Below are 16,424 nucleotides of genomic sequence, written 5' to 3'. Positions count from 1 at the left end.
CGAAGCGGGGAACGATGTCCCGGGAGTCATCAGGCGGGAGGACGGGAACGCATGACGGTGCTCGGGGTCGACATCGGAACGTCCAGCGGCAAAGGCGTGCTGGTCGACGGGGACGGAACGGTTCTCCGCACGGCCACGCGCCCGCACACGGTCAGCCGTCCCACGCCCGGCCACGTCGAGATGGACGCCCGTGTCTGGTGGGACGAGTTCGTCTCGCTCGCCCGTGAACTGGTGGCCCCCGGCACCGTGGTGCACGCGGTCGGGGTCAGCGGCATGGGCCCCTGCGTCGCCCTTGCCGACGAGGCCGACACCCCGCTGCACCCGGCGATCCTCTACGGCGTCGACACCCGCGCCACCGCCCAGATCGCCCGCCTGGAGGCCGAGTTGGGCCGCGACGCCGTGCTGCGGCGCTGCGGATCGCTGCTGTCCACCCAGGCGGTGGGCCCCAAGATCGCCTGGCTCGCGGAGCACCGCCCCGATGTCGCCGCCCGCGCCCGGCGGTTGTACATGCCGAGCTCCTACCTGGTGAACCGGCTCACCGGCCAGTACGTCCTCGACCACCACTCGGCGAGCCAGTCCGTGCCGCTGTACGACTCCACCGCCGAGGCGTGGTACCGGCCCTGGGCGCGCCGGATCGCGCCGGACCTCGAGCTGCCGCCCCTGCGCTGGCCCGGTGACATCGCCGGCCAGGTCACCGCCGACGCGGCGGCGGCCACCGGGCTCCCCGCCGGCATCCCGGTCGTCACGGGGACCATCGACGCCTGGTCGGAGGCGCTGAGCGTCGGCGCCCAGCACACCGGCGACCTGATGCTCATGTATGGCAGCACCATGTTCCTGATCAACACCATGTCGGAGCGGCTGCTCGTGCCCGAACTGTGGAGCACCGTCGGCGCGTTGCGGGGAACGCGCAGTCTGGCGGGCGGTATGGCCACCTCGGGGATGATCACCGACTGGCTGCGGGACCTGCTCGACGAGGGCGACCCCGAGGCACTGCTCGCGCAGGCCGAGGCATCGGGACCCGGCGCCAGGGGCCTGCTCATGCTGCCCTACTTCGCGGGGGAGCGGACTCCGGTCGCCGACCCGGACGCCCGGGGAGTGATCGCCGGACTGACCGTGGAGCACACCCGCGGCGACCTCTACCGCGCCGCGCTGGAGGCCACCGCGTTCGGTGTACGGCACAACGTCGAGGCGATGCGCGCGGCTGGTGCCGACATCCGCCGGGTCGTCGCCGTCGGCGGAGGCACCCGCGGGGGCCTGTGGACCCGTATCGTCTCCGATGTCACCGGCCTCGAACAGGAGATCAGGACCGTGACGCTCGGCGCCAGCTACGGCGCCGCGTTCCTGGCCGCGAGCGCGATCGGTGAGACCGACATCGACACCTGGAACCCGGTGCGCGAGCGCATCACCCCCGACACCCGCCCGCGCTCCCGCTACGACGACCTCTACGACCTGTATCTGCGGCTGTACCCGGCGACCCGTGACATCGCGCACGCGCTGGCCCGCCACCAGCGCGCGACCGGGAAGACCCCGCCGACGTGAGGCCCGCCGCGCCGTGGAGGCACGGCGCACACCGCTTCGGACGACGGGCTCAGCCCTTGATCTCGGTCCAGGCCTGTACCCACTTCGCGTACGGCACGCACTTGACGTCCGTACGGCCGTCCAGACACTGCTCGATGGGCGTCGTCCAGAACGCGATGTCCCTCCAGTAGCTCTCGTCGGTGGCGTGGAAGGTGTCGCAGAAGGCCGGATCGCTGGTCTGGTCGCAGGACTTGATGTTGGCGGGCGCCTCGCCGTAGTACTCGGCGACCTCGGCGTTGATCTTCGGGGAGATGATCCAGTTCATCCATTTGTAGGCGCAGTTGGGGTGCTTCGCCTTGGACGAGAGCATCCATGTGTCGGACCACCCCGTGGCGCCCTCCTGCGGCAGCACGGCCTTCACCTTGGCGCCCTCGCTCTGGGCGAGGTTGGCGATGACCTGCCAGGTGGTGCCGATGACGGAGTCGCCGCTCTTGAAGGCGGCGATCTCCTTGAGGTAGTCGCTCCAGTACTCGCCCACGTTGGCGCGCTGCCTCTTCAGCAGGGCGACGGCCGCCTCGAACTGCTTCTCGTCGAGCGCGTAGGGGTTGTGGATGCCCAGTCCCGGCTGGGTCCCGCGCAGGTACAGGGCCGCGTCCGCGATGTAGATCGGGGAGTCGTACGCGGTGAGGTGACCCTTGTACCTGGCCGCGTCGTCGAAGACCGCGGACCAGGAGACCGGGGCGGGCGAGACCTCCTTGGTGTTGTACATCAGCAGGTTCGCGCCGCGGCCGTGGGGGATGCCGTACGCAGTGCCGTCGACCGAGTTCCACCTCTGGTTCTTCAGTCCGAAGAAGACGTCCTTGTAGTTGGGCACCAGGTCCGTGTTCACCGGGGCCGCCTCGCCGGAGGCGATGAGCCGGAGGGAGGCGTCGCCCGACGCGGAGACGGCGTCATAGTCGCCGGTCTTCATCAGTTTGACCATCTCGTCCGAACTGGCGGCGACTTTGTTGTGGACCTGACAGCCTGTCTGCTTTTCGAAGGGAGTGACCCAGTCGGCCTTCGGGTCGGTGGACCCGTCCTCGACATAGCCCGCCCAGGAGATCAGGTTCACCTGCCCCTCCGTCCGGCCCAGTTCCGACTGCGCCTTCAGGGCCGGCGGGTTGAAGCCGGACGAGGAGGAGGACGCGCCCGACTCGGCGAACAGCCCACAGGCGCTGACGAGCAGAAGGGAACTGGCGACGGCCGTCGTTTTGAGGGATCTGTTCAGACGCAAGGAAATCTCCACGGGTGTGGGGGAGTGGGGGGAATCGGGGAAGGGAAGTGTGACGGTGGGTGACAGCGGGTGCGCGGACGTACAGGATGCGACCCGGGCGAGCGGCACGGCGGTCGGGCCGCGCGCCGCACCCGGAGTGGGGGTGGCGTGATGACCGGGCGCGGCTCCGGTCGCCACTGGGTGCGGTGACGCGCGGACGACGCTCCAGGTCGGCGGGTGGGTCGGTGACCCTGCCCAGGGTTCGCCGCAGGTCGGGGTGACGCCTTCCGGCGAACGATGTGGCCAACACCTTACGGAGCGTTGCCGTCCGGTTCAACTTCTGAAGCTGACAAGGGAGTTGACATCGCGTCAAGATGCGGCGAGGCGAACCGGGCGTATACGGTCGCGGTCATGTCCGACTCCCTGAAGCAGCCCGGCTCCTCGCCCTGGCTCGTCCCGCCCTCCGTCCCGACGGGTCGGAGCACGGTCGCGAGCGTCGGCGGCAGCCGCACGGGCGCGGCGACCGCGACACTCGACCCGGCCACGGACACAGGTGTGGCGACCCGGGTCCGCGGCACCCTGGAGGCCGTCTTCGACACCGTCGCCCAGGTCCGGGCCGACACCACCGCGCTGCTGACCCGGATCGGCGCCCGGGGCAGCCGCCCGGCGACCGCCGACCTCGCGGCGCTGCGCCCGGGCCTGCATCGCCACCTCACCCGCCAGGACCTGGTATCCGGTGTCGGCTTCATCGCGGCACCGGGTCTGCTCACCGACGTTCCGGCCTGGCTGGAGTGGTGGCAGACGCGCGCCGACGGATCGGTGCGCCCACTGCTGCTCGATCTCGACCCTCGGCAGTCGGCGTACTCCGACTACACGCACTGGGACTGGTTCGCCCTCCCCCGCGACACCGGCCGTCGCGCGGTCGCCGGGCCCTACGTCGACTACCTCTGCTCCGACGAGTACAGCCTGACCCTGTCCGCGCCGGTCCACGTCGAGGGCCGCTTCGCCGGGGTGGCCGCCGCCGACGTGTATCTGCGGCACTTCGAGGCGGCCGTGATGCCCCTGCTGCGACGGCTGCCCGCACCGGCCCACCTGGTCAACGCCCGCGGCCGGGTGGCGGCCTCGGCCGACCCGGCCCACCTGGTCGGCTCCCTCACCAAGGGCCCCGACTTCGGCGCCCTCCTCGCCGGGGCGCGACCGGGCCGCCACGAAGGGCTGCGCCTGGTCCCGTGCGACGACATCCCGCTCGTCCTCGTCGTGGCGGAGGCCTGACGGGTCCGCCGCCCGGCGCGTCAGCCGTTGCCCGGTGCGCCCTTGGCATCCACGACCGACGCCACGCTCCTCGCCGGTGCCCGAGGCACCCCCACCCCCACCCTCCGCGGCGCCGGGAGCGACCCGCGTGTCCGTCCGCAGGGCGCATCGGTGATAGTGAGCCCGGCATTGAAAGATGTACGAGGCAAGGATGTCCGTGGACACGAGTGAGAGCACGACCGACGACGGAGCGACCCCGGAAGCGGGCCCGCAACCGGCACAGGCCAGGGCCCGCGGCTGGCGGCGCTGGGCGATGGACACCCGCCCGCTGCGCCGGCCCGGCTACCGCCGCCTGTGGTCCTCGACGATCGTCACGGCTGTCGGCAGCCAGCTCACCGCGGTCGCCGTGCCCAAGCAGATCTACGACATCACGGGCTCGTCGGCGTGGGTGGGGTACGCCAGCCTGGCCGGCCTGCTGCCGCTCGCGCTCTTCGCACTGTGGGGCGGCGCGATCGCCGACAGCATGGACCGCCGCAGGCTGCTGCTGATCACCAACTCCGGCCTCGCCGTCACATCCGTGCTCTTCTGGCTCCAGGCCGTCACCGGCCTGGAATCGGTCGTCGTCCTGATGGTGCTGCTCGCCCTCCAGCAGGCCTTCTTCGGCCTCAACTCCCCAGCCCGCAACGCCTCCATCGCCCGCCTGGTCCCGGCGGACGAACTTCCCGCGGCCAACGCCCTCGGCTCCACCGTCATGCAGACCGGCCTGGTGGCCGGACCCCTCCTCGCCGGCGCCCTGATCCCCGTCATCGGCCTGTCCGAGCTGTACCTGATCGACGCCCTGGCCCTGTGCGTCACGGTGTGGGCGGTCGTCCGGCTCCCCGCCCTGCCGCCCCAGGCGGGCGCGGCGAACAGCCGGGCGGGCTGGCGGGCGATCGCCGAAGGCTTCCGCTACATCTCGCTCCACAAGGTACTGCTGCTCTCCTTCCTCGCCGACATCATCGCCATGGTGCTCGGCATGCCCCGCGCCCTGTTTCCGCAGCTCGCCGCGCGGACGTTCGCTCCCTACGGGGAAGGACTCGCGCTCGGCCTGCTGTTCGCGGCCATTCCCATCGGAGCGGTGCTCGGCGGCCTGCTGTCCGGGACGTTCTCCCGCGCCCGCCGCCACGGCCTCATGGTGATCGCCGCGGTGATCGGCTGGGGCGCGGCCATCGTCGGCCTCGGCCTGACCACGAACCTCTGGGTGGCCGTCGCCTTCCTGGCGCTCGCGGGAGTGGCCGACATGGTCTCGATGGTCTTCCGCGGCGCGATCCTGCTGTCGGCCGCCACCGACGAGATGCGCGGCCGGATGCAGGGCGTGTTCACGGTCGTCGTGGCCGGCGGACCGCGCCTCGCCGACGCCCTGCACGGAACGGTCGGCTCGGTCCTCGGCGCTCGTGCCGCCATCGTGGGCGGCGGCCTGCTGGTCATCGCGGCGACCCTGGTCCTGGCCCTGGCGACACCCGCGCTGCGCACCTACCGGATCTGACCGCTCGGCCCCACCCGAGAACGGTTTGCCGTTCCACCCGGCACGGCGGGAACTCCAGAACTGCGGGAACACCGGAACGGCTGGAACGCGGGAACATCAAGAACACGAGAACCGCGAGAACGCTATGAACGGTGGGAACTGCGGGAACGGCGGTCACCGCGGAAACGGCGGGAACCGCGGAGGCGCTGGAACTGCGGGAACGGCGGTCACCGCGGAACCGCTCGAACGGAGGGAGCCGCGGGAACGGCAAGAACGCGGAAAAAGCCATTCCCGGCACTGGACCAGATAATTCTCCGGGGGGCGATTCCGACCCCACGGGGGTATCTTCATGGCATGAATACGGTGAGCTTCGAAATACTGGCTGTTTCGCAGCAACAACTCAACGTGTTCTGGGCCTTCCTCGGCGGTATGTTCGTCGCAGGCGCACTGATCTGGGCCGTTCGGCTCGGCATGTCCGTACGCGACCGGGAACCGGCCCCGCCCCGCCCGGAGGAGCAGCCCCACCTGCCCGACGGTGGGCCGATCCACGAAGAGCGGGAGGTCCGGGAACCCGAGGAGATGCCGCACGCGGGACAGGAGAGCGAGCGGCTCATGCCGTACCAGCTCCACCACGCGGCGACCAAGCGGTGCGACGACCAGCACCGCAGGCGCTGGCTGCCGGGTTCCAGCGGCGGCTTCGGCAGCGGCGGCCCCGGCCACGTGTGAGGCCGGCCCCCGACCACCTCACCGCCGACCCTGTCATGGCAGATCGGCGGTCGCGTCCTCCGGAGCCAGGTCCGGGCGCAGCCGCAACCACGAGGCCTGTCTGAGCAGCCCCGAACGGGTGCGCGTGGTGTAGCGGACCTCGCCGACGAGTCTCGGCAGGACCCAGCGGGTCCCGGGAACCCGCGGATCGCGCTCGAAGGGGCACACCGAGGTCTTCACCGCTTCCAGCAGCCGGGCGAGTTCGGCCCGTTCGCCCTCGCTCCAGCCGGTACCCACCCGCCCGACATAGCGCAGCCGCCCCGTTTCGGCCCGCTGCCCCACCAGCAGCGCCCCGGGCAGTCCCCGCAGGCGTCCCCGGCCGGGCAGCCAGCCACCGACGATCACATCGACGGCCCGCACATTGCGGATCTTGATCCAGGAACGGGACCGCACCCCGGGCTCGTAGACCGAGTCGAGCCGCTTGCACACCAGCCCCTCCAGACCGGCCTCCCGGGTCGCCTCCAGCGCCCGCGCCCCGTGGCCGACGATCGCGCCCGGCGTCGACCAGTGCGCCCCGGCCAGCGCCAGCCCCTCCAGCAGCTGCCGCCGCCGGGCGTAGGGAAGCGGGACGAGGCGCTCGCCGCGCAGGAACATCACGTCGAACAGCACCAGGTGTACCGGGATCTGCGCCGCGCGGCGCGCCGCCAGCGCGGGGGAGTGGGCGAGGCCCATCCGGGACTGCAGCCGCTGGAAGTCACCCCGCCCCCGCTCGTCCAGCGCCACCACCTCCCCGTCGAGGACCGCGGGCGTGGCGCCCAGCACGCCGCCCAGCGGCCGCAGTTCGGGATACGCGCCGGTGATGACCTCACCCGAGCGGGCCCGCAACTCCAGGCTGCCGTCACCGGGCAGATAGACCACCACCCGCTGGCCGTCCTGCTTGGTCTCGTACGCCCACTGCGCGTCCTGCGCGGCGGGCGGCAGCGTGCCGGGGCAGGCGAGCATGGGGGCGATCAGCGGCAGTCTCACGGGTGAGTTGTGGACACCACCGCGCACCCCCACGCGTCCCGGCCGGGCGATTTCCCCCGAACGGGGCCTCGCCGTCCGGACCAGATCGGCCTTGAGCCTAGGGCCGCCGGAAGATCGTGATGGAGTGGCCGACGTCGTCGATCGCCCTGCTGCCGTGGATCAGCCGCTTCAGCCGGTCATCGGCCTTGGCGATCGACGTGTCGGACACGACGAGCAGCCCGTGCACCCGGACCGGCGGCACCTTCAGCGGGTCGCGCCCGTGGATGCCGTACCAGGACGGCACACCGCTGCCCTTGTAGACGAGCCAGACGCTCTTCTCGCCCGGGTAGTGCTCGCGCAGCCGGTCCGCCAGCCGTCCGAGGTCCTGGCCCCAGTCGACGTTCGAGTCGTGCAGCCTGAGATGTGTCTTCGCCGATCCACTGAACGCCTCGTTGGAGTACGGCAGATAGTACGGGTACGTCCGCAGCGAACTGACCGCCACGAAGGCGACCAGAACCGCCGTCACCGCGTACACCCACCGCCGCCGCAGCGCGAGCACGCAGGCGGCCGCGACGGCCAGGAACACCGGAACGAAGATCGCATAGCGCACGCCGAGGTCGCGTGAGCCCTGCATGGCCGCGGCCAGCAGCACCCCCGGCACGAGCAGCGCGTACGGGGCGGCCGGGCGGAGCCGGGGCACCGCCGCCATGGCCACCGCACCGCCGAGCCACAGCGCGAGCATGCCGAGCGGTGTCTTCACCAGCAGCGCGGCCGGCAGGTAGTACCACCGGTTCCCGGTGTACAGCCGGCCGAACAGATAGCCGCGCCACTGCGTGCTCTCGAACCCGAACTGGATCCGCATCCCGTCGCGGTACGGCTCCGGGAACGGCAACACGTCGACGAGCAGGGCCCGCAGACCGTGCACCGCGGGCGTGTGCGCGGGCGTCGTCCACCGCAGCCGGGGGTCGACGACGAGATAGACGGCCCACACGACGGCGACCAGGACCAGCGCGACCCCGACGGCCGCCGCCCCGGCACGCGCCGCGCGCCCCGGTCGTGGCACGCCGGCGCCCTGTGCCCGCCAGTACGACCACCCGGCCAGCGCCAGCAGTACCGGCACCGCGGGCAGCGTGCTCATCTTCGTGGCCACGGCCGCCCCGGTCGCCACCCCGGCGAGCGGCAGGTACGGCAGCGGCCGTCGCCGCGCCCGCCACAGCATCCAGGCCGCCGTCACCACGAACCCCGCAGCGGGCACGTCCAGGGTGGCCAGGGAGCCGTTCGTGATGAGGTCGGGCGAGAACGCGTACAGGGCCAGCGCCGCCAACCCACCGACGGGACCGGCCAGTTCGCGGGCGAAACCGAACACCACCAGCCCGAACAACAGTGTCACCAGCATCACCGGCAGCCGGGCCCAGAACATCACCCGCCAGGGGTCGTTGCCCGACTCGTACAGCAGTCGCCGCCCCAACCGGCTTTGGTCGCCCTGGAAACCGGGCTTGAGGTGCGGGTGCGCGAAGACCGTGCCGGCCGCGATGACGAGTTTGCCGAGCGGTGGGTGCTCGGGGTTGAAGCGCAGACTGTGCTCCCGCACATACACGACCGCCGTGCCGACGTACACGGGTTCGTCGATGGTCGGGGTCTGCCGCACCGCTGTGGTGGCCATGGCGAACGCCATCTGGACCAGCAGCGCGCACACCGCGAGCACGAGCAGCGGCCGCCGGTGCCGCCGCAGCCCCGCCCAGCGGCCCGGGCCGCTGGTGTCCGTCTCGGAGGCGGCGGCGGCCGGCCCCGGGGGCCCGTCACCATGGGGGGTCACGGGCGACGGCCGGTCGTACGTCATCGTCCGCGCCCCCGGTTCGTGTGCCGCGTCCGAGCCGTCCGTGCCCCTGCATGCTGCCATGACCCTTGCTACGTCGGCACGGCACGACCTTGCTCAATCACACGCGTGTCGGGATCGGAAGGTCAGGGGCGGGCGTACTCCTTCCGGACGACGGCGGCGAGTTGGGCGAGGGCTTCCTCGGCGCGCGTGCGGTCCGCCGCGTCGAGCACCGCCAGCGCGTCCGCCGCAGCCTCCCGGACCGGCTGGGGCACCTCCTCCAGGGCGGCCATCCGATAGGCGAGGGTGCGCCGTGCGGCACGCTCCTCGGGGGTGACCCCGAGGGGGCCCGTCCGGGGGAAGACCGCGGCCTCATACGCGGCGACGTGCACCAGCACCCCGTGCGCGATCCCTTCCGCGTAGCCCCGCATCCCCGCCTGCCGCCGGGCCGCGGCGAAGTGCGCCAGCGCACGCCGGCGGAAGAAAAGGGCGCCGAGTGCGCCCGCCGCGCCCGCACACACCGCAGCCACGAGGGCGGCCCGCGCGCCACCCAGGAGGGAGCCGATGAGGGCACCGCTCGCGGTGCTCAGACAGACCAGCCCGGTGACGAGGAGAAGAAGAGCGCGGGCGGGCGTGATCGGGGCCATGACGTGCAGTCTGCCAGTGGTCCCGGGGCCCTGTTCCCGGGCCCGCCGAGCACGTGATGTGCGACACGTGCGCGATCGCCTTTCGTGCGGCCTCGAAGCGATTCATGCTGGGCACCGCTTGATCGGTGATCTAGCCAGGCAAATCCATCGGCCGTCGGATCTTGCTTGCATTTGACACTTTGTTGCGAGCGCGGATAGGAACATGGCCGGAAGTGGAGAGGTGGACCGTGCACGAGCCCCATGTGATCGGCGACTGGCAGGAATGCGCGGACGAGCATGCCGGTCTGCGTGTCCGTGTCCACGGACTGGAAAAGGCGGAGCCGCCGCGTGGGCGTGACGAGGCGGCCGAAGGCCTCACCTATTTCCGCTTCCGGGTGACCGTGGAAAACCGGGCGGCGGAACCGGTCGGCATCCATCTCGAAGACGGTCAACTCGACGTCAGGACCGGCCCCGACGGCGAGAGCGCATTTCTCGACTGGCGCAACTCGCACTTCATCGAGGGCTTCGACGTGTATCCGCTGCGCCGCGCCACCGCCGTCCTGTACGCCGCCGCCCCGGAGCCCGCTCTGAGCCTCGTGGACATTCAGGTCCAGTTGAAGGCGGACGACGAATGGACCGACCGGTATCTGTGGTCCGGCGACATGACCGTCCCGCACGGCCTGCCGGGCACGTCCGCCCGCACCGACGGCATCTCCGAGACCCTGGCGGGCCAGATCAGCACGTTCCTGCGCGAGCAGGCGGAGCGCGGCCAGCACTGAGCGCCGGAGGTTTCGGTGCCTGTTGGGGCACTAGCTCCGGAATGAGCGGGCCAGCCACGGGGTGAGGGAGGTGCGCAGGATCAGCTCCTTGTACGTCTCGTCCCCGGGCAGCGGCACGATCAGCCACTGGCCGGGCGGGAAGAACCGCCCCGTCACATAGGCCAGACCGCCGTAGACGGACCGCAGGAACGCCGGGACCACGTCCCGGGGGAGATCCTCGAAATCCACGTCGTCGACAGTGATCTTCACGTCGTCGTCGGGGAAGAGCTGGACCGTGACGGCCGGTGAGCCTCCCAGCTCGACGAACGCCTCGTGTGGCAGCGAACCGTCCGGATCGAGAACCGCGAACGCCCCGGCCGCGGCGCGGTGGGAAGTCTGGTCCGCGCCGATGTCGTGGGTGGCGGTCATCGCCAGGCCGTACTCCTTCGCGATCTCACGTATCGCCGTGACGGCCGACTCGGTGGTGGGCAGATGCGGATGCGTCATGGCCCGTCACAGTAGCGGGTGGCGTCGCCGTGCCACTCGGCGAAGGCGGACGGCGCTCAGGCGAGGAAGTCGAGGACCAGTGGGTCGATCTCCTGCGCATGGGCGAGGGGCAGCGTGTGATGGGTCGCTGTGGGCAGCACATGGATCCGCGCGTGCGGCGCTCGTTCCCGTACGCGCTCACGGATCGTGCGGGTGTCGTGCGCGCGGCTGCGGGCTGCCAGCACCACCAGCAGGGGAACCGCCGAGCGGCGCAGGAGTTCCGGGCCGGGCGGGCGAGGATCGACGATCTTCGGGACGTATCCGGCCGTGCCGCGAGCGGTCACTTCCAGCCACCCCTCGTCCACCGTCGCCCCACCCGTCTCCCACTCCAGGAACCCGCGCGCCGCCCGCTCGCCGGGCCTCAGGAACAGCGGCGCGGCCCGCAGCAGGTACTGCGCCCGGTATCCGCCGAAGCAGCGCGTGGGATCCAGCAGCACGGCCCCGCTCACCCGCTGCGGCGCGTGCAGGGCGTAGGTGAGGGACAGCCAGGCCCCGTACGAGTGCCCGCAGAACGCTGCCCGCTCGATCCCCAGCTCACCCAGCACCTCGTCCAGCCATGCCGTCAGATCGCCGGTGCCGCGCGCCACGCGGCCGTCCGCGATGCTCCGTCCGGCCTGGCCGATGGTGTCCACCGCGTGGACCCGGTACCGCGCGCTGAGCCTCTCGACATCGGCGAGCCAAACCGTCGACGTGGCGCCTCCGCCGGGCAGCAGGACCAGCGCCGGTGCGTCGTGCGGGCCGCAGGAGTTCACGCGCGTCGTCCCGTACGTGGTGGGTACGTCGACGGACTCGACCGGCACCGGCCAGCTGCCCAGTACGGCGTCGTACGCCGACAGAAAGCGCTCCTGGGCTTCCGAACTGCGGAAACGCGGCGCAGTGGACATGGGACCTTCCCCGGTCGAAATGGCATTCGAGACTACCTCACTGAATGATATACTCACTCACTGAGGTATCTGCAACGGAAGGGCGCCACGTGGACCACCGCGACCCGCGTCTGCAACTGGTGCACCTGCTGCGCGGCATCACCGTCGAACTGGACCTGCTCGGCGCGGAATTCGCCGCGCGGAACAGCTTGCACCCCACCGATCTGCGCGCACTGATCCACCTGCTCGACTTCGACCGGACGGGGACCGACGCCACGCCCGGTCGGCTGGGCGCGCAGCTGGGACTGAATTCATCGGCCGTCACGGCCGTCATCGACCGGCTGGAGCGGCGGGGCCTCGTCGACCGCGGACACGACCCGCGCGACCGGCGCCGGGTCCTCCTCGCCGTCACCGACCAGGCGACCGACCTCGGCTGGTCCTTCTTCGGTCCGCTGATCGGCAGGCTGGTCGCGGCCGAAGGGGAGTTCGACGAGAGCGAACTGGACGCCGTCCGCCGCTTCCTGCAGACGACGCAGTCCGTCCTGGTGACGGCGCGTCAGGAGCAGTAGCCGCCGGTATCGCCTCCCGGGGCGCACCGCCGGTGAACCGCGGTGCTCCGCCGGCGCGCCGGGCGGCCGCGACACTCGTGATCAGTCCACCTAGTCACCGCGATGCCGCCAGTACCACACCGCACCGGCCACCAGGGCGGACAGCAGGACCAGCGGCACGATCAGGCCGGGGATGCGGGCCGGACTCATCGGCGTGCCAGGAGAACGCGGCGACGGTGCGGGGGTGTTGCCATGGCTTGATCGTGCCTCTGTTCGGCGCGCGGTGCCATGCTCTGGACGCCTGGAATTGTGTACGAGCGGGTCACCCGGGCACCCGGCGGCCCCGGGTGCGACTCACTCGCGGTAGACGGTGAGCACGGCCCCGTTGATCTCGATGCGCTGCGGCGTGGGGCCCTCACCGCGGCGCAGCAGGGCGAGGCACTGGTCGAAGAGGGCCAGTTCGTCCTCGCAGAGCACGGCCGCCGCGAGATCGAGGAGTTCCCCGATGGCGGCGTCGGTGAGGTCGGCCGGCAGCTCGCCGGAGAGCAGGACCACGGATTCTCCCGTCGGTCCCTTGACGATGGCGGTGGTGGGGCCGCCGTGTACGAAGAGCAAAGTTCCCCCCAGAAGACCCGGGGCGTGCGGCTCTCGGGCCCCGGGCAGGAGGAGAGACTAGCGGCGGATCATGCGTCTTCGGGCGGAAGTGACGTCTTCTGGTGCATGTGACCGGTGGGACGGAGCCCGGTCGGCGTACCCGTGCTCGTCCGCGTCGTGCTCAGGACGCGTCCGAGGACCGGCCGAGCAGTGACTCGACGAGCGCCGCGACATGGCGGCGGTCCTCGGCGGACAGGCGCTGCACGCTCGCGATGAGCACGTCGACCTCGGGGTCGCCGGAGGCCTCGGACGCCGGCGCCGGTTCGGCGCCGGGGGCGTAGAGGTGGATGCCGCAGGCCTCGGCGGCGGCCCGGCGGATCGTGTCCAGCGGCAGACCCAGGCCGTGGGCCAGTCCCTCAAGGGTGGCCGGCTGCGGCATCCGGGCCATGTGATCGGTCGTGGCGAGGTGGTGCACCGTCGAGCGGGGGATGCCTCCGCGGCGGGCGACGTCGCCGTACGACCAGCGCTCACTGTCCAGCCGGTCGCGGATGATCTGCTGCAGTGCGTTGGCCACCGATGGTCACTTCCTGCTCGCCGCCGGGCGGAACTCTTCCGCGTCGGATCATTCTAGGGGCGACTTGGGTGCGTGACGGAAGGTGTTCTCCCGAACCGCTTGCGTCACACCCGCCTCGGCCCCTAGTGTCCAATCTCGTTGGACAGCCCGTCCGACGGAGTTGGACACGACCCGGGGGGACCTGACCGTGTCCGACGGCACCGCATTGCGAACCCCGAGGGGGAATCGACCATGATGGATCCGCGTGAGCTGGACGCCGAGTCCGCCGAGCTGCTGCCGGGCCGTGAGGCCCTGGGCCGGCTGAAGTTCAGCTTCGGCAAGACGGTGAACGTCACCAAGCACGTCGCCAACGTTTCCGCGCACAACGAGTCGGCCGCGGTCAACGACCACTCGTCGTGGTCGGTGGCGGACTCCGGCGCCGCCCAGTCCATCACCATCACCCAGTGATCCGGTGCCGCACGGCCCGGCGCCCCGGCGCCGTGCGGCACCCGGTACCGCCGCGGCGACACCTCACCACACCTCCGCTCGCCGCGGTGGTACCACCACCGGGCGGCAATACCTGACGATTTGTCACCCTGCATCGGCCGGGCGGCAATCCGCGTCCGCCCGGCCCCACCACGTCGTACAACGAACGTCTTTGAGAAAGGACACGCCATGAGCATGAACTCCCACGAGCTGGACGCCGAGACCGCGGAGCTGCTGCCGGGCCGTGAGGCCCTGGGCCGGCTGAAGTTCAGCTTCGGCAAGACGGTGAACGTCACCAAGCACGTCGCCAACGTCGCCGCGGACAACCAGTCGGCCGCGCTCAACGACCACTCCGCGTGGTCGGTCGCCGAGTCCCAGGCCACGCAGTCCATCACGATCCACCAGTAACCCCCGCACCACGAGGGCACGTTCGGCGGACCGCGTCTGGGGCAGGCGCGGTCCGCACCGGGGGGAGGAAGGCGCACATGACGCTGCTGGGGGACAACGCCGCGGCACTGTACGACACCGGACCGGTGCCGGGACCCGGGGGAGTCCCGGTGACGTACGAGCAGGTCGCCACCGGCGGCCTCGCGGCCGTCGGCCCGAAGGAGCCGCTCGTACCGCGGCTGAGCGCCGGGCTCCAACTGCACGGCGAGTACCAGGGGTCGGGGTTCACCGAGCCGAGGTACATCGCCCGTCGGGGGGACGGGCAGGTCGTGCAGCTCACGCGGCTGCTGCATCTGGTCGCCTCGTCGATCGACGGCAGCCGCGACACCGAGACGATCGCCCACCGGGTCAGCGCCCGGTTCGGACGCGAGGTCAGCGCGGACAACATCCGCTATCTGATCGAGAACAAGCTGGAGCCACTCGGCGTGACGGTCCCCGAGGGCCAGGAGGACGACCAGGTCTCCGCGCCCCGGTCGGACCTGCTCCTCGCGCTCAAGGGCCACCGCGTCCTGTTCAACGAGCGGCGGGTGGCGAAGATCGCCCGCGCGCTCGCCTGGCTGCACCGCCCCGTGGTCGTGGCGGCCGTCCTCGCGGGCATCGCCGTCCTGGACGTGTGGCTCTTCGTCTTCTTCGGCGCGATCACACCTGTGCTCCAGGTGCTGGACCAACCGGTCCTGCTGCTGGTCGTGTTCGTGCTGACGGTGGCATCCCTGGTGTTCCACGAGTTCGGCCACGCCTCCGCCTGCCGCTACGGCGGTGCCCGGCCCGGCTGTATCGGCTGCGGGCTGTTCCTCATCTGGCCCTCGATGTACACGGACGTCACCGATGTCTACCGCATCGGCAGGGCCGGCCGGCTCCGCACCGACCTCGGCGGCGTCTACTTCAACGTCGTCTTCATGCTGGCCATGGCCGGCGCGTACGCCCTGAGCGGCCAGGCCTTCTTCCTGGCGGCCGTCTATCTCGGCCACTTCGAGATCCTCGAACAGCTCATGCCGGCCGTACGTCTCGACGGCTACTACATCCTCGGCGACCTGGCCGGAGTCCCCGACCTCTACGGCAAGATCAAGCCGATCCTGCTGAGCCTGGTGCCGGGGACGGCGGGGCGCAGGGCCCGCGCCGAGGTCGCAGCGCTGAAGAAGTCCGCGCGGACCATCGTCGCCGCCTGGGTGCTGACGATGGTGCCGCTGATCATCGGCGAGCTCGGCTACGCGCTGTGGAACCTGCCCCGGATCACCACCACGATGATCCGCTCGTTGACCGAACAACTCCTCGGCACCGGCGGCGCGTTCGCGCACGGGCAGATCGCCGCGGGGCTCATGGGCGTGGTCGGCTGCGTCATGCTGCTGTGCCCGATGGCCGGAGTGGTTTACCTGTCGGTGAAGCTCGGCGGACGCCTGTGGCGGGGAGGCGCCAAGGCGACGGCCGGGCGGCCACGGCTGCGCCTGGCGCTGTGCGCGTTGCTGCTGGCCGGCCTCGGCGGCCTGAGCTACGCCTGGGTCTCGGGTGTGACCCCGCGCCCGCTGCCGAAGCAGCCGCCGATCGCCCCGATCCTGCAGCCCGGGGTGTCCACCTCGGCCCCGCCCGCCCGCCATGCCACGGCCCCGGACCGCCACACCACCGCACCGTCGGCGACGGTCACCACCGCGCCGTCCGGCACGGCGTCCCCGAACGCCTCGGCCGATCCCTCGGCATCGACCGGTCCCTCGACTTCGGCGAGTCCGCGCCCCAGCGATTCCAAGGCGTCGCCGCAGGGCACGGCAGGCCGGCCTTCCGGCAGCCCGGTTGGGAGCGGGCAGCCGCCCACCTCCTCGCCCGCGGCTTCCGCCTCCGGCTCGCCGTCCGCGCCGTCGTCCCCGTCCGCCAGCCCGTCCACGTCAGCCAGTTCCAGCGGGCCGCCGGCCGGATCGCCATCGCCCACCGCCTCCTGATCGCCCCGGCCAGGGCCCGGGGTC

Annotated in this window: 17 protein-coding genes; 9 read left to right on the top strand and 8 right to left on the bottom strand. The window is 71.5% G+C overall.

Translation table 11 applies throughout. From position 1 onward, the window contains the following. Positions 1-51 precede the first annotated feature (51 nt). On the top strand, positions 52-1,539 hold the full coding sequence (locus tag ACFYZJ_RS18915; RefSeq protein WP_388569216.1) for an FGGY-family carbohydrate kinase: 1,488 nt from the start codon (positions 52-54) through the stop codon (positions 1,537-1,539). Positions 1,540-1,588: 49 nt separating this feature from the next. Here the strand turns inward: ACFYZJ_RS18915 and ACFYZJ_RS18910 are convergent, their stop codons facing one another. Further along, positions 1,589-2,791, bottom strand: a complete 1,203-nt coding sequence (locus tag ACFYZJ_RS18910; protein ID WP_388569214.1) for an ABC transporter substrate-binding protein — start codon at positions 2,789-2,791, stop codon at positions 1,589-1,591. A gap of 390 nt (positions 2,792-3,181) precedes the next feature. Between ACFYZJ_RS18910 and ACFYZJ_RS18905 the strand changes: the two genes are divergently transcribed. The 3 genes from ACFYZJ_RS18905 to ACFYZJ_RS18895 all read left to right on the top strand — a co-directional run bounded on the left by ACFYZJ_RS18905 (position 3,182) and on the right by ACFYZJ_RS18895 (position 6,251). After that, positions 3,182-4,042 (top strand): cache domain-containing protein, encoded by an 861-nt coding sequence (locus ACFYZJ_RS18905; RefSeq protein ID WP_388569212.1) that lies wholly within the window; start codon positions 3,182-3,184, stop codon positions 4,040-4,042. A gap of 196 nt (positions 4,043-4,238) precedes the next feature. After that, positions 4,239-5,546: an MFS transporter gene (locus ACFYZJ_RS18900; protein ID WP_388569210.1), complete on the top strand. Its 1,308-nt coding sequence runs from the start codon at positions 4,239-4,241 to the stop codon at positions 5,544-5,546. A gap of 333 nt (positions 5,547-5,879) precedes the next feature. Continuing rightward, positions 5,880-6,251 carry a DUF6479 family protein gene (locus tag ACFYZJ_RS18895; protein ID WP_388569208.1) on the top strand — a complete coding sequence of 124 codons (372 nt, stop codon included), beginning with the start codon at positions 5,880-5,882 and terminating at the stop codon, positions 6,249-6,251. 33 nt (positions 6,252-6,284) lie between these two features. On the opposite strand, the gene ACFYZJ_RS18890 is transcribed toward ACFYZJ_RS18895, so the two are convergent. The 3 genes from ACFYZJ_RS18890 to ACFYZJ_RS18880 form a co-directional block, all read right to left on the bottom strand. Further along, positions 6,285-7,256, bottom strand: a complete 972-nt coding sequence (locus tag ACFYZJ_RS18890) for an ATP-dependent DNA ligase (RefSeq protein ID WP_388569206.1) — start codon at positions 7,254-7,256, stop codon at positions 6,285-6,287. 97 nt (positions 7,257-7,353) lie between these two features. Beyond that, positions 7,354-9,075, bottom strand: coding sequence for a phospholipid carrier-dependent glycosyltransferase (locus ACFYZJ_RS18885; protein WP_388569477.1), 1,722 nt, complete (start codon positions 9,073-9,075; stop codon positions 7,354-7,356). A gap of 122 nt (positions 9,076-9,197) precedes the next feature. Next, on the bottom strand, positions 9,198-9,698 hold the full coding sequence (locus ACFYZJ_RS18880) for a hypothetical protein (protein ID WP_388569204.1): 501 nt from the start codon (positions 9,696-9,698) through the stop codon (positions 9,198-9,200). Positions 9,699-9,925: 227 nt separating this feature from the next. Between ACFYZJ_RS18880 and ACFYZJ_RS18875 the strand changes: the two genes are divergently transcribed. Next, positions 9,926-10,456, top strand: a complete 531-nt coding sequence (locus ACFYZJ_RS18875) for a hypothetical protein (RefSeq protein ID WP_388569202.1) — start codon at positions 9,926-9,928, stop codon at positions 10,454-10,456. 30 nt (positions 10,457-10,486) lie between these two features. Here the strand turns inward: ACFYZJ_RS18875 and ACFYZJ_RS18870 are convergent, their stop codons facing one another. Together ACFYZJ_RS18870 and ACFYZJ_RS18865 are read right to left on the bottom strand one after the other, a co-directional pair. Then, positions 10,487-10,942 (bottom strand): hypothetical protein, encoded by a 456-nt coding sequence (locus tag ACFYZJ_RS18870; RefSeq protein WP_388569199.1) that lies wholly within the window; start codon positions 10,940-10,942, stop codon positions 10,487-10,489. A 56-nt stretch (positions 10,943-10,998) separates the two neighbouring features. Then, positions 10,999-11,865 (bottom strand): alpha/beta fold hydrolase, encoded by an 867-nt coding sequence (locus ACFYZJ_RS18865; RefSeq protein ID WP_388569196.1) that lies wholly within the window; start codon positions 11,863-11,865, stop codon positions 10,999-11,001. Between the two features lie 89 nt (positions 11,866-11,954). Here ACFYZJ_RS18865 and ACFYZJ_RS18860 point away from each other — a divergent pair, with 89 nt between their 5' ends. Then, positions 11,955-12,413, top strand: coding sequence for a MarR family winged helix-turn-helix transcriptional regulator (locus tag ACFYZJ_RS18860; RefSeq protein WP_388569193.1), 459 nt, complete (start codon positions 11,955-11,957; stop codon positions 12,411-12,413). Positions 12,414-12,746: 333 nt separating this feature from the next. Here the strand turns inward: ACFYZJ_RS18860 and ACFYZJ_RS18855 are convergent, their stop codons facing one another. Further along, positions 12,747-13,007 (bottom strand): hypothetical protein, encoded by a 261-nt coding sequence (locus ACFYZJ_RS18855; RefSeq protein ID WP_388569190.1) that lies wholly within the window; start codon positions 13,005-13,007, stop codon positions 12,747-12,749. Positions 13,008-13,167: 160 nt separating this feature from the next. Beyond that, positions 13,168-13,560, bottom strand: a complete 393-nt coding sequence (locus ACFYZJ_RS18850; protein WP_388569187.1) for a helix-turn-helix domain-containing protein — start codon at positions 13,558-13,560, stop codon at positions 13,168-13,170. Between the two features lie 231 nt (positions 13,561-13,791). Between ACFYZJ_RS18850 and ACFYZJ_RS18845 the strand changes: the two genes are divergently transcribed. From ACFYZJ_RS18845 to ACFYZJ_RS18835, 3 genes are all read left to right on the top strand, one after another. Then, on the top strand, positions 13,792-14,007 hold the full coding sequence (locus tag ACFYZJ_RS18845) for a hypothetical protein (protein WP_388569184.1): 216 nt from the start codon (positions 13,792-13,794) through the stop codon (positions 14,005-14,007). A 207-nt stretch (positions 14,008-14,214) separates the two neighbouring features. After that, positions 14,215-14,433 carry a hypothetical protein gene (locus ACFYZJ_RS18840; RefSeq protein ID WP_388569182.1) on the top strand — a complete coding sequence of 73 codons (219 nt, stop codon included), beginning with the start codon at positions 14,215-14,217 and terminating at the stop codon, positions 14,431-14,433. Positions 14,434-14,510: 77 nt separating this feature from the next. Beyond that, complete coding sequence (locus ACFYZJ_RS18835; RefSeq protein WP_388569180.1) at positions 14,511-16,400, top strand: hypothetical protein; 1,890 nt, start codon at positions 14,511-14,513, stop codon at positions 16,398-16,400. Positions 16,401-16,424: the final 24 nt, after the last annotated feature.

The sequence above is a fragment of the Streptomyces sp. NPDC001848 genome (genome assembly GCF_042891915.1).
GTDB lineage: Bacteria > Actinomycetota > Actinomycetes > Streptomycetales > Streptomycetaceae > Streptomyces.
This window is presented reverse-complemented; position numbering and strand designations above follow the sequence as displayed.